The sequence below is a fragment of the Pseudohongiella spirulinae genome, assembly GCF_001444425.1.
GTDB lineage: Bacteria > Pseudomonadota > Gammaproteobacteria > Pseudomonadales > Pseudohongiellaceae > Pseudohongiella > Pseudohongiella spirulinae.
Genome location: NZ_CP013189.1, coordinates 893,842 through 906,405 on the forward strand (window position 1 = coordinate 893,842; position 12,564 = coordinate 906,405).

The window sequence follows — 12,564 nt, forward strand, 5'->3', positions numbered from 1 at the left end:
TTATGTACTGGGATCCGATTATGCGTCACTCAGCATGGTAAGGTATATGGCATTGGCTGGCGAAGCATTGATTCAACAGAACGGGAATGACAACAATGAGCGAGCAAGACAAAGAAAAGTGGGATACGCGCTACCGTGCAGGCGCCTATGCTGACCGAAAGCACGCGTCGGATTATCTGAAAGTTGCACTGGAGCAGATTGGGCCGGTACCTGAGACTGCCAGAGCGCTGGATCTGGCCTGCGGAGCAGGGCGCAACACCTTGTATTTGGCTTCGAAAGGATACGAGGTGGATGCAGTTGATGTCTCACAGGTGGCCTTGCAGCGTGCGCAGCAGTCGGCATTGGCATCCGGCACGCAGGGTATTAACTGGATAGAACATGATCTGGATGACCCGCTACCCGGCCAGTATTGTGATTATGATCTGATTATCATGATGCGCTATCTGGATTTGGCATTGCTGGAATCGATGGCGACAAGGTTAAGTCCCGGGGGCTATCTTGTCTGTGAAGTGCATCTGCAGACTGATGAGGCTGTAGCCGGACCAAAAAGCGCAGATTTTCGTGCGGCACCGGGGGAGTTGCTGACCGCGGTTTCCGGACTTGAGGTGGAGGATTATTTTGAGGGATTGGTTTCCGATCCGGATGGGAAGATTGTGTCCTTGGCCAGAGTTCTGGCAAGGAACTCCTAAACGACAATTGCGGGAATACTGATATCCTTGGGAGAGACTTTCAGCAAGCGTTCCGCCACGTTTCCCATGCCTTTGAAAAAATAAATCAGGGTGTTCGTATCCAGAATAAACATCAGAATGGTTCTCTGGGTGAGTCGTCATTCTGCGTTTTGCGTATCTCTTCAAGTGTCGGGAAGTTATCCCAGGAGCCAGCCATTTGAACAATTGATGGTGGCCACTCGTTGGCTACTTTTTCTTTGATGAGCTGTGCTATCCACTTGCTCTTGGATAGCTGGGAAGATTTTGCCGCCGCATTCATTTTCTTCTCAATATCATCCTCAAGGTAAATTGTTACTTGTCCCATTCCCACACCCCGTATCAAAACGGTCATAAATATATGTGGAAATATATGTGTGCCTTGCGGATTTATCAATCACCTCCTCAACGGCTGCAGCTTCCAGTACGTCAGCGAGCGCCACAGCCACTCCAGAGGCCCGAAACGGAAATGCCTTAACCAGATGGGTGACCACCATAATTGCAGTGCCCAGACGCCCAGTACGATCAGCAATTGCCCCCAGCGCTCCACCTGACCAAACAGCCCCAGGCCATGACCATAGAATATCAGGCCGCAGATCACTGTCTGCATGATGTAATTGGTGAAGGCCATGCGGCCGGTTGCTGCCAGACGATCTGTCAGGCGTCGCAGCAATTGTTTTTTCAACAGCATCAGCACAACACTCATCCAGCCGAGACTGATCAATACACTGCCCCAGTAATTAAACTGGGAACCCATGAACATGGACGTTAACTGCCAGTTGTTATTAGAATTCCAGAAAATGCCGTATATAGCCAGGGGCAGGCCAATAAACAGACCGAGCAATAAAAAACGCTTATAGACAGCTATGTCTGCCTTGCCCGTCAGTATGCCGGATTTGTAAAGGGCCATGCCCAGCAGCATCATTCCGCTGGCGCGCCAGAAGCCCCATAGAAACAGTGCCAGGCCTTGCATTTCCTGTGTCATGGGCACACGCGCTGCCATCTGCTCTACCCAATTTCCCTGATAGGCGGCAAGCTCAGACTGAATTTGTTCAGCAGTAGGTTGCCACATTGGCAGGATTTCTTCCGCAACTTCTTCCGGCGGTAATGATGGCAGTCCCATTGCTGTCAGCAGATACACAACTGAAGACACTGAGAGAAAAACAAGAGAGAGCTTGACCAATGTGCGTGTTGTTTTGTTGCGCAACGGATATATAAGAAAGGCACAGACGGCGTACAGGAAAAGAATGTCACCATGCCAGAGCAGATAACCGTGCAGCATGCCGAAAATCAATAACCAGACGTTGCGCCGGTAGTGGTAACCGGCAACAGACGTGCCTTTTTCTTCAGCCCGGTCACAAAACAGTACAATGCCGGCACCAAAGAGCATTGAAAACAGCCCCATCATTTTCTGGTCGGTCAGCAGGTGGCTGATCGCCCAGACTGCACCGTTGACGCCTTCCAGTGAGCCGTAGGCTGTCGGGTTGAGGTAGGCGGCCATTGGCATTGAAAATGCCTGGATATTCATGACCAGAATGCCCAGAACGGCAAAACCCCTGAGTACGTCGAGCGCGTCAATACGTTGATCTGATGGTTGCACGGTTATCAACCTCGCTTGTTATTCCCTGTCATGTTTATAGCGCAGGGGCACAGCGATTGCCAATTTATTAATAAGTGCCCCAAACAGGGGGTGGCGACTTGCAACCGCTCGGTGGTAATTAGGGGAAATACTATTTGATATCAATTGGGTGGTCGCGATGCGCTTAAAGTTCACACTATTATTTGCTTTTCTTTTAGCCTTAACCGACGTAGAGGCGCAGGCACCGCGTCCTGGCTCAGCAGCACAGCAGTCTGATCCGAACACGGTCTTTGCCGGTCTTCGTAATACCGCGCAGTCACTGGCTGTAGCTGAGCGTTGCGAATGGTCTCAAGAAGTTTATCGGATGGCAGGCGGCGCCCTGTTGAATATACAGATTGCTGATCTCAAGGCTCAGCTCGGAAATCCGCAGGCGCATCAGCAAATCGACGCGGGTCTTGCTCAGGCTGTTGAGCAATCGAATAGCTTCAGTTGTCAGGGTCCCGATGGCCAGGATGTCCCGCAGCGCGCTCAGCTTGAAACCCTGATCGAAGATCAGTACTGGCGTATGGTGGCGCATATAGACGCGTTTGCCGGTTCAAACTGGGAGCGGCCAATCAGTTTCAGCCCAGAGGAACGCAGCGTGCTGGATGAGGAGGTGGCGCAGATCCGGGCACAGCAGGGTTATGGGTATTATGCAGTCTTTAATCCGCTGGAATCCATAGCAGGTCGCACATTGCCACTGATATGTCGTGAACGGAATTTGACGGCAGAGCGGTGTGGTCCGGTTCCTGCCGAAGCAGAGCCTTTGTTGCCGATTGTACAGGTCATTCTGAATGAAACTGAACAGTTCGCACGTGCAGTGCTGGTTGAAAAGGCGTCTCAGAGGGAAGTATTGCTGGCCGCCCTGAACGGGCAACCAGAAAACTATTTTGCGTTAGGCCAGGATTGCCGGATGGGGGCCCGCGTGGTGAATATGGGACAGGCACGAATCAGAGAATTTCGCGATGACCCGGATGCAAGTAGCTGGCAGGAGCTGGCGCTTGCCGACACTCAACAGCTGGGGCAGGCTGATTCAGACGGCTGGATGCTGATGTATCGTAACAATTTGAATTCAATAGTGATCAATTCACCCTGGCATGTGATTGCTCGCAACGGGGGTGAGTGGGCCTATGAGGACGTGTTGCTGCCCTTTGAATTGCCGGCGGAACTGCCGGAAGATATCCATGAGCAGATGCTGCAGGATCTGGAAATATTTGAGATTACACCCACTGAGGAACAGCTGGCTCAGCTGGTTGAAGAGCTCAAACAGTCGCACAGCGATTCATACACTCAAGTGTTTCTGCTGAACGGCTCCCGGATAGCCCTGAATGGCAATCAGGAGCTGCAGATGAATAACTGCTGGATCGACTGAGGCTCACATGACCAGGTTTGTTTTCAATATGGCTGACATGGGCAGGAAGTCATTCGTTCTGACCTGCATGTCCAGTGCCTGCAAGCGACCACCTGCCTCGCCCAGCGTCACATAAATCTGGTCCAGGTCGTCACGGGCCAGTTGTCGCACCCGATCCAGGGTGGAATCATCGCCAAACTGGCCGGCGATGGTGGCCAGATGATAGAGATACTGGGTGCGGATCCGGCCTTTTTCGCTCTCCACGCCGTCGTAGCGCTCTACCAGGGAGATCGGCGCCAGAAACATGGCGGCCAGAACACTGTCGCGGGCTGCGTCGAGCTGCTTTTGCATCAGGTCAATCCATAGGCCGGCTGCCAGATCAGGGGTATTATTCTCGGCCAGATTGCCTGCCTTTACGACCAGCCTGCGCGCATCATTGAAGCGGCCGTTTTGAATCAGAGCATCGTACAGCGAACGACTATGCAGGATGTGCTCCCCAACGAACGAGTCGCTCATCGCCATTTCAAGGGCTGCGTCGAGCTGATTCTGCGCGACAAGGTGTCTCAGCTCGCCGATGCTGATGCCCAGTTCAAGCTGTTCCAGGTCTGAGCCTGTGAGTTGACCGCGCAATTGTTCGGCGTCTGTTTTGCGACCCACCGCGGTCAGCAATTCAGCGTAGCGGGCGCGGTATAACCCGCTATTCTCGGCCTGCTGATGTGCGCCGACGATATGGGAGACCCGATCCAGATGTCCTGAGGCCAGAGCCAATTCGCCTGCGACGACCAGGACATCAATGACACCGGTCACCTCCTGGTCAATGTTCAGACGATCGGTCTGGTTGGCGCCGATATAGTCTTCCGCCGCGACGTCGGTGATCACGGTGTTTATCAGGTTGGCCGCGTTCTGGGTGCGTCCTTCGGCAATCAGCAGTTGCGCGAGACGGACGACATCCTGAAAATCATAGCCGGTGAGTCTGTTGCCGGTGATGTTGGCAGATGAGCCGATGCGTTCAGCATGATCGAGCATCAGGCTGTCAACCCGTGCCTGCCAGTTTGGCACAAAAGCGCCCCAGGCACTGCTCGTTTCAACAAAAGTCGAAAAAGTCTGAAAGTCTTCGGTATCAAGCAGTACCGTTGCCATCACGTCGCTGACGTCGTTGGTCCAGAAACTGCGCGGTATTTCATTGTCATCAATATTATCCAGTCCGGGAATCCCGAAAAAGCTGTCGGACAAGGTGGAGTCATCGTAGGGGTAGGGATTTGGCAGATAGCGGCGCTGATCATCCAGATAATTCTTCCAGGCCTGATAGCGTTCCCGGCCGCCGTGTTCAAATATGTGACGTGTCAACTGCGCATAAGTAGCGTATTTCAATTCGGGGAGCAGAATTGATTCTGCCGTGCTGACGGCTGAATCCAGCTGACCTGCTTTGGCAAGGATCAGGGCGGCCTGCGCTTTGGCCCGCTCTCCGGCATCAGCAGCATCACGAATAAAGAGGGGGTACTTGAATGCGGTGACCTGGTTGCCAGCCAGCCCGGCTATTTCTTCAGTGCGTTGAAGCTGCTGGCTGTTCAGAGCAGCCAGCCGGGTTTTCAATGTTTCCAGATTGGCCTGCAATTGTTGCAGCACGGCAGGGTCGGAGGGATTGGCGATTGCTGCAGGAACGATGGGTTCGCCAGCGAAGGCTCGCTGCAACATTTGCGAGGCAGGTGCCACAATGCGTTCAAAATTCTCCAGGTTCTCCGGACGCTGAATATTTCTCAGTGCCTGAATTTCTCTCAGCCCGGCTTCGGGCTCTCCCATCTGCAGGCGTTGCTCCATTTCGGCATTGAAGGCCTGTGGGGTAAATTGACTGCGCCACGACTGATTAAAGCGGGGGATCGCGTTTTCGGGTTGCTGCAACTGGACGTAAACGCGACCGGCGTTAAACAGTAACTCCGCCCGTCGGGCTTCGGTCTGGCCGTCGGCCTGCGCCGCGCGGTAAAAGTAATCGGCGCTGCGTTCCAGCTGGCTCGCGTTATACATCAGTTCTGCAGCAAACTCTGCCAGGCGCGGATGAGACGGGTTAGCATCTGAGGCCTGCGTAATGCGATTCAGCCCGGCTTCCCGTTCCCCGGTTTTGATCTCGACATCGCCAAGCCACAGGGAAGCTTCCGGATGATCCGGGTGCTCGCGCAGGATTGTGCGCAGCAGATTTACGCCGCCCTGAACATTGTTCTGCATCAGCATGATGCGAGCCTGCGTGACCTGCACCAGGACGTTATCCGGGAAACGCTGTTGAAGTTGATTGAACAGGTTTAGTGCCTGCTGCCCCTGGTTTTGTTGCAGCAATGAGTCAAACTCGGCGAGCCGCGCGATAACGGTAGTGTCGTCATCGTTTGCCAGAGCCGGAAAAGCGGTGTTCAGGACGATGGCCAGGGCAATTGGTTTGAGAGCGTTGAGTGTGAACGGGCGGCGGGTAGCAGTTTTCACGGCGGTAGCTCCGGGTCGCAGCGGAAGTGAAGCCCGATGCTAGCAGAGCCGATTTTTATCATAACTCCCCCGATTGGGGGGGGTCAGTCTGCGTTCGCCTGAGTAACGGCCAGCAAAAAGATGTGTTTTGCCGTGCGTTGCATTACATCAATGTCAGCCCATTCATCGGGGAAACCGCGCCGCCCACCACGTTCACTCGAAATGCCTATCGAGAGTGTGCCACCGGCAATGGAGACATTCAGGTTGGCTGATCCGGCATTTGACAGTGCCGGACTGCTGCCAAGGTAGTCAGAGATCGCGACGGAGGTTTGCACCAGCGAGCTGTCCAGGGCACCGTCTATCTGGCCTGGCGGTGTTCTGGAGACTTCTTCCATGTTGAATGTAATGCCCAGTTCGGCCGTGACCTCATCCAGGATATGCCTTACCTGGCTTTCCATGGACTCGATATGTTCAGGGTCCAGTGAGCGCACGTCCAGCGAGAACCAGCCGGTTTCCGGTTTGTGATTAAAGACTGCGCCACTGTTCAGCACGGCTACATTAAGCCGGGTGCGCCGATGTTCAAACAGTTGAGGTTCCCTGATCTGAAAAATACGGTCGACGGCGCGGCCAATCGCCTGATTCACATTCGGCAGGCCGCCGTTGAGCGTATGGCCGGCAGGGCCATGGGCATGGATACGCCACCAATGAATGCCCAGCGCACCGTAACTGAGGGTGCTGCCTTCGCCCAGAATATCCACAAAGGCGAGAGCCTGATCGCGGTAGTCCGCATACAGCGCATGCATGCCCCGAAGGCCGGTTTCTTCTTCAGCGACCGAGGCAAACACCAGGTCATGTTCGGGAGTTATGCCGGTTTCCAGCAAGGCGCGGGCGGCGGAAAGCATGGCAACTGTAGTCAGCGAGGTGTTGGTGCCTGGCCCAACAACCCGGTTGCCATCAATGACAGGCGGCGTCCCGGCAGCGCGCTGGTGTTCAGCAACCGTGGCCAGGTCATCCAGCGTTGACACAAAGACCAGCGCTTTGCCGGATCGCCCCGGAATTCTGCCTGTGACGTTGGGTGCTTCAGAGATCTGCACATCCTCCAACCCGATGCTGCGCATCAGCTCCGCCACGGCCGCGGCGCGCTCGTGCTCCTGGCCGGATGGCGAAATGATCCCGCCGATCTGCACAAGCGTCTGTGCTGAAAGTCCTGAGCTTTCATCGATAATGGCAAGGCCTTGCAGGATTTTGGTATCGGCAAGGGCTTCATCCAGTGCGCGTTCCTGAGCATGCGTCGAGACACTAGACCCGATGCATGCCATTATCAATGCGGCTGTCAAGATTCGCATCACTGTGCTCCGTCAAGAAACGCGTTATTGGTCAATCATTTCAATGGCTATAGCTACTGCTTCACCACCGCCAATACAAAGACTGGCAATGCCGCGCTTTTTACCCAGCTTTTGCAGCGCGTACATCAGCGTGACAATGATACGGGTGCCGGATGCGCCGACCGGATGTCCCAGCGCGCAGGCTCCGCCGTGGATATTGACTTTATCATGCGGCAGGCCAAGTTCACGCATCGCCAGCAGCGGCACCATGGCAAAGGCCTCGTTGATCTCAAACAGATCGACATCGGCGGCGCTCCATCCGGTTTTGGTCAGCACTTTTTCGATGGCACCGATCGGGGCCACAGTGAATTCGCTGGGGTGACGGGCATGGCTGGCCTGGGCCAGGATTCGGGCCATGGGCTTGAGATTATTGTCTCTGGCAACACTTTCGCGCATCAGAACGACTGCAGCTGCTCCATCCGAGATGGATGAAGAATTGGCTGCTGTCACAGTTCCATCGGCGGCGAAGGCCGGGCGCAGGGTGGGGATCTTGTCAACACTGGCTTTGCCAGGCTGTTCATCGTGTGTCACCGTGATGTCGTTGCGACCGGCTTTTACGTCAAGGGAGACAGATTCGGCATCGAACCAGCCTTCTTTAATCGCTGTCTGGGCGCGGCTCAGTGAGGCGATGGCATAATCATCCATGTCCTTGCGAGTCAGGCCGTGTTTGTCGGCTGTTTCTTGTGCGAAGCTGCCCATCAATCGTCCGGTGTAGGCATCTTCCAGGCCGTCGAGGAACATGTGGTCCTTGAGCTCGCCGTGGCCAAGGCGCAGGCCCCCGCGAGCCTTGGGGATCAGGTAGGGTGCCAGGGTCATGTTTTCGATACCACCGGCGAGCACAGTGTCTGCGTTGCCTGCCAGAATCTGGTCAACGCCCATCATGACCGTTTTCATGCCAGAACCGCACATTTTGTTGACGGTTGTACAGGGCGTTGTCACAGCCAGTCCCGCACCAAGGGCGACCTGGCGGGCCGGCGCCTGCGCCAGTCCGGCGGGCAATACACATCCCATCAATACATCGTCTATACAGCTGTCATTGTCTGATGGATTAAGGCCGGCGCGCTCAAGTGCTGCGCGCGCAGCAGCCACGCCCAGTGCAGGGGCCGCTGTGTTGCTGAAAACGCCCTGAAAGCCACCAATAGGCGTACGGGCGCCGCCCAGGATTACAACGTGATCTTTGCTCATGATCTGTCCTTAAAAGGAAATGGGTCAGGTAGAAAAATTGATCAGTGACTGCTGCGCATCTGTCTTAAACGATGCTTGCACTGCGATTCAAATTCCTTTAATTCATGCAGGCTGAGCTGAATGTCTTCCAGCTGCTGCTTGAGAATCTGCTTACGTTCGTCAATTTTATCCAGAACGTGCCGTAGCTGGGCCAGCTCTCCGATCGGGGAGTCATATAATTCAAACATTTCACCGATTTCGTCCAGCGAGAACCCCAGGCGCTTGCCGCGCAGGATCAGCTTCAATCGGGTATGGTCACGTTGGCTGTAGAGCCGGTTTCGACCTTCGCGTTCCGGATTGAGCAGACCCTCGCTTTCGTAAAAGCGGATGGCCCGGGTAGTGATGTCAAATTCTTTGGCAAGTTGCGAGATTGTATAGGTGCGGCTTCCGGTATCGCGCGGATCCAGTGCATTGGAGCGTAAAAAGGTGTCGCTGAGTACATCCGTGATATCTGGCATTGTGGTGTTTTTCTTTGATTGACGTTGACGTTAACGTCAATATAATAAACGAGCATTGTCGGCAGTTCAATTTTTAACACCGGCGGGCCGATTTATAACAATAGCATCGCCACAGCGATTCCACAGGAGTTCCCGCGTGTCCCTCGAATTTCCCCGTTTTGTAACCGCAGCCAGTCTGTTTGACGGTCACGATGCCGCCATCAACATCATGCGCCGAATGCTGCAAGCGTCCGGCGCCGAGGTGATCCACCTGGCTCATAACCGTTCAGTGCAGGAAGTAGTTGAAGCTGCCGTGCAGGAGGATGTGCAAGGCATTGCCATCAGCTCTTACCAGGGCGGACACATTGAGTACTTCAAATACATGGTCGATATGCTGCGCGAGCGCGGCGCCGGACATATCAAGGTGTTTGGCGGCGGCGGCGGGGTGATTATTCCCTCCGAAATAAAAGAGTTGCACGCCTATGGTGTGTGCCGCATCTATTCGCCGGAAGATGGCCAGAAGATGGGGTTGCAGGGCATGATTGATGACATCATGGCCAAGGTGAGAGAACAGGATGTTGACTCTCCTGACGCTGATCTGCAGGCCATACAAAATGGCGACCGAATTGCACTGTCGCGGGTGATCAGTGCGCTTGAGAACGGATCGCTGGATGACGCCTCACGGGCGATGTTGCAAGAGCAGGCTGAGCAGGCGAGCGTCGTGCCTGTGCTGGGCATTACCGGCACCGGCGGTGCGGGAAAGTCCTCGCTGACCGATGAATTGATACTGCGCTGTCGGCAGGACAGTAATAATGCCTTGCGAATCGCCGTGCTGGCCATTGATCCCACGCGGCGTCGCACCGGTGGTGCACTGCTGGGTGACCGGGTGCGCATGAACTCCATCTACCACCCATCAGTTTACATGCGCTCTATTGCGACCCGGCGTTCTGAAACAGAAGTACCGTCATATATGCGCGACATTATTAATGCCGTGCGCATATCCGGCTTTGATCTGGTGGTAGTGGAGACCCCCGGTATTGGCCAGGGGGATGCAGGCATTGTGCCTTATGTGGATTCATCGCTGTATGTGATGACGCCGGAGTTTGGTGCCGCCAGTCAGTTGGAAAAAATTGACATGCTGGACTATGCCGATGTGATTGCCATCAATAAATTTGATCGTAAGGGTGGCGATGATGCCCTGCGCGATGTCAGCAAGCAGGTACAGCGCAACCGCACGGCCTTTGATCGATCGGTGGAGGAGATGCCGGTATTCGGTACTATTGCCTCGCGCTTTAACGATGACGGAGTGACTGCTCTGTATCAGGCTTTGCTGCCGGTGTTGCGCGACAGGGGGCTGGTCGCCTTTGAAAGTAGCTTGCCAATAGTGCGCACCCGCACTTCAACCCGCCAAACCGCCATTGTGCCGCCGCAGCGGCAACGCTATCTGGCTGAGATTGCCGAGTCTGTGCGCGGCTATCGCCAGCATGTTGAGCAGCAGGCTGTGCTGGCGAGGGAAATTCAACAATTACAATGTTCAGCGCAGATGCTGTCGCGTGCTGACGGCTCTGATTCCGTTACCGACAATCTGCAGGGGCTGATCAAGGCCCGACAGCAGAAACTGGATGGTGAGTGTGCGGCGCTGCTGGAGCAGTGGCCAGCGATGCAACAGGAGTACACTGCCGACGAGCTGGTGACCCGGGTTCGAGATAAAGAGCTGCGCACTCAGCTTACCTGGACCAGTATGTCCGGTACACGTATACCCAAGGTCTCATTGCCACGGTTTAACGATCATGGTGATGTGCTGCGCTGGTTGATGCTGGAAAATGTGCCAGGTCGCTTTCCTTATACGGCCGGTGTTTTTGCCTTCAAGCGAGAAGGAGAAGACCCCACACGAATGTTTGCCGGAGAAGGTGATGCCTTCCGGACCAACCGGCGTTTCAAAGCCCTGTCTGAGCATTCAGAGGCCAAGCGTCTATCAACCGCTTTCGATTCGGTCACGCTGTATGGTTTTGATCCGGATGAGCGTCCGGATATTTACGGCAAAGTGGGCAATTCCGGTGTATCCATCGCTACGTTGGACGATATGAAAGCGCTGTACGATGGTTTTGATCTGTGCCATCCAACGACGTCAGTGTCGATGACCATTAATGGGCCGGCGCCCACCATTCTGGCTATGTTCCTGAATACGGCGATTGCTCAGCAGATGAGCCGGTTTGTTGCCGAGCAGGGACGGGAGCCATCGGCTGACGAAGCCTTGCAGATAAGAGCGCAGACGCTGGCCGCTGTGCGCGGCACGGTGCAGGCCGATATTCTGAAAGAGGATCAGGGGCAGAATACCTGTATTTTCTCGACTGAATTCAGTCTGAAACTGATGGGCGATATCCAGGAGTATTTCATCGCCAATAAAGTGCGCAATTTTTATTCAGTGTCGATTTCCGGTTATCACATTGCCGAAGCCGGTGCGAACCCGATTTCTCAATTGGCGTTCACACTCTCCAATGGCTTTACCTTTGTAGAAGCCTGGCTGGCGCGAGGCATGCATGTGGATGACTTTGCGCCCAATCTCTCTTTCTTTTTCTCAAACGGCATGGATCCGGAGTACACGGTGCTGGGTCGGGTGGCACGACGCATCTGGTCCACCACGCTGCGCGAAAAATATGGCGCTAACGATCGCAGTCAAAAACTGAAATACCATATTCAGACCTCGGGTCGCTCATTGCATGCCCAGGAAATGTCCTTCAATGACATTCGTACCACCTTGCAAGCCTTGATTGCCATTTACGATAACTGCAACAGCCTGCATACCAACGCCTATGATGAGGCCATCACCACGCCGACCGAGGAGTCCGTGCGTCGTGCCATGGCCATTCAACTGGTGATCAACAAGGAGTGGGGGCTGGCTAAAAACGAAAATCCCAATCAGGGTGCGTTTATCATTGATGAACTGACCGACCTGGTAGAAGAAGCCGTATTGCAGGAATTCGAACGCATCGCCGAGCGCGGCGGTGTACTGGGTGCCATGGAAACCGGTTACCAGCGCGGCAAGATTCAGGATGAGTCCATGTACTACGAGCACAAAAAGCACGATGGCTCCTTGCCCATCGTGGGCGTGAACACCTTCCTCAATCCGCACGGCGATGATCACGACGGTGAGTTCACCCTGGAGCTGGCGCGCTCCACCGACGAAGAAAAACAGAGCCAGATCCGCAGGCTGCGCGAGTTCCAGGCTCGACATGCCGAGCAATCGGTGGAAGCCATTGCGCGGCTGAAGCAGGCTGTCATCAACAACGACAACGTCTTTGCTGTACTGATGGACGCCGTGCAGTCGTGCTCACTGGGTCAGATCACCGAGGCCTTCTTCGAGGTCGGCGGGCAGTACCGACGGAATATGTGACCG

At 54.8% G+C, this 12,564-nt stretch carries 9 protein-coding genes; 3 read left to right on the forward strand and 6 right to left on the reverse strand.

Annotated features, from left to right (window positions below; all coding sequences use genetic code 11):
* The first annotated feature begins 95 nt into the window (after positions 1-95).
* The gene (locus PS2015_RS04275; RefSeq protein ID WP_058021064.1) at positions 96-689 is read left to right on the forward strand and encodes a class I SAM-dependent methyltransferase; all 594 of its coding nucleotides are present in this window, start codon (positions 96-98) and stop codon (positions 687-689) included.
* Positions 690-801: 112 nt separating this feature from the next.
* Here the strand turns inward: PS2015_RS04275 and PS2015_RS04280 are convergent, their stop codons facing one another.
* Entirely contained in the window at positions 802-1,032 is a 231-nt protein-coding gene (locus PS2015_RS04280; RefSeq protein ID WP_058023138.1) for a ribbon-helix-helix domain-containing protein, read from the reverse strand.
* A 69-nt stretch (positions 1,033-1,101) separates the two neighbouring features.
* Positions 1,102-2,304, reverse strand: coding sequence for a DUF418 domain-containing protein (locus PS2015_RS04285; protein WP_082627953.1), 1,203 nt, complete (start codon positions 2,302-2,304; stop codon positions 1,102-1,104).
* Between the two features lie 157 nt (positions 2,305-2,461).
* On the opposite strand from PS2015_RS04285, the gene PS2015_RS04290 reads away from it, so the two are divergent.
* Complete coding sequence (locus PS2015_RS04290) at positions 2,462-3,694, forward strand: hypothetical protein (protein WP_058021066.1); 1,233 nt, start codon at positions 2,462-2,464, stop codon at positions 3,692-3,694.
* Between the two features lie 3 nt (positions 3,695-3,697).
* On the opposite strand, the gene PS2015_RS04295 is transcribed toward PS2015_RS04290, so the two are convergent.
* The 4 genes from PS2015_RS04295 to PS2015_RS04310 all read right to left on the reverse strand — a co-directional run bounded on the left by PS2015_RS04295 (position 3,698) and on the right by PS2015_RS04310 (position 9,188).
* Positions 3,698-6,142 carry a tetratricopeptide repeat protein gene (locus tag PS2015_RS04295; protein ID WP_058021067.1) on the reverse strand — a complete coding sequence of 815 codons (2,445 nt, stop codon included), beginning with the start codon at positions 6,140-6,142 and terminating at the stop codon, positions 3,698-3,700.
* Positions 6,143-6,225: 83 nt separating this feature from the next.
* Complete coding sequence (locus PS2015_RS04300) at positions 6,226-7,467, reverse strand: M20/M25/M40 family metallo-hydrolase (protein WP_156412655.1); 1,242 nt, start codon at positions 7,465-7,467, stop codon at positions 6,226-6,228.
* Between the two features lie 24 nt (positions 7,468-7,491).
* Positions 7,492-8,691: a thiolase family protein gene (locus tag PS2015_RS04305; RefSeq protein ID WP_058021069.1), complete on the reverse strand. Its 1,200-nt coding sequence runs from the start codon at positions 8,689-8,691 to the stop codon at positions 7,492-7,494.
* Between the two features lie 41 nt (positions 8,692-8,732).
* Positions 8,733-9,188, reverse strand: coding sequence for a MerR family transcriptional regulator (locus tag PS2015_RS04310; protein ID WP_058021070.1), 456 nt, complete (start codon positions 9,186-9,188; stop codon positions 8,733-8,735).
* 136 nt (positions 9,189-9,324) lie between these two features.
* Here PS2015_RS04310 and icmF point away from each other — a divergent pair, with 136 nt between their 5' ends.
* The gene (gene icmF, locus PS2015_RS04315; RefSeq protein WP_237113375.1) at positions 9,325-12,561 is read left to right on the forward strand and encodes a fused isobutyryl-CoA mutase/GTPase IcmF; all 3,237 of its coding nucleotides are present in this window, start codon (positions 9,325-9,327) and stop codon (positions 12,559-12,561) included.
* Positions 12,562-12,564: the final 3 nt, after the last annotated feature.

Bases quoted from the DNA above. Each gene is read 5' to 3' on its own strand.
- PS2015_RS04310 (WP_058021070.1), bottom strand. From the start codon at position 9,188: ATGCCAGATATCACGGATGTACTCAGCGACACCTTTTTACGCTCCAAT.
- PS2015_RS04280 (WP_058023138.1), bottom strand. From the start codon at position 1,032: ATGGGACAAGTAACAATTTACCTTGAGGATGATATTGAGAAGAAAATG.
- PS2015_RS04290 (WP_058021066.1), top strand. From the start codon at position 2,462: ATGCGCTTAAAGTTCACACTATTATTTGCTTTTCTTTTAGCCTTAACC.
- PS2015_RS04305 (WP_058021069.1), bottom strand. From the start codon at position 8,691: ATGAGCAAAGATCACGTTGTAATCCTGGGCGGCGCCCGTACGCCTATT.
- PS2015_RS04275 (WP_058021064.1), top strand. From the start codon at position 96: ATGAGCGAGCAAGACAAAGAAAAGTGGGATACGCGCTACCGTGCAGGC.
- PS2015_RS04300 (WP_156412655.1), bottom strand. From the start codon at position 7,467: ATGCGAATCTTGACAGCCGCATTGATAATGGCATGCATCGGGTCTAGT.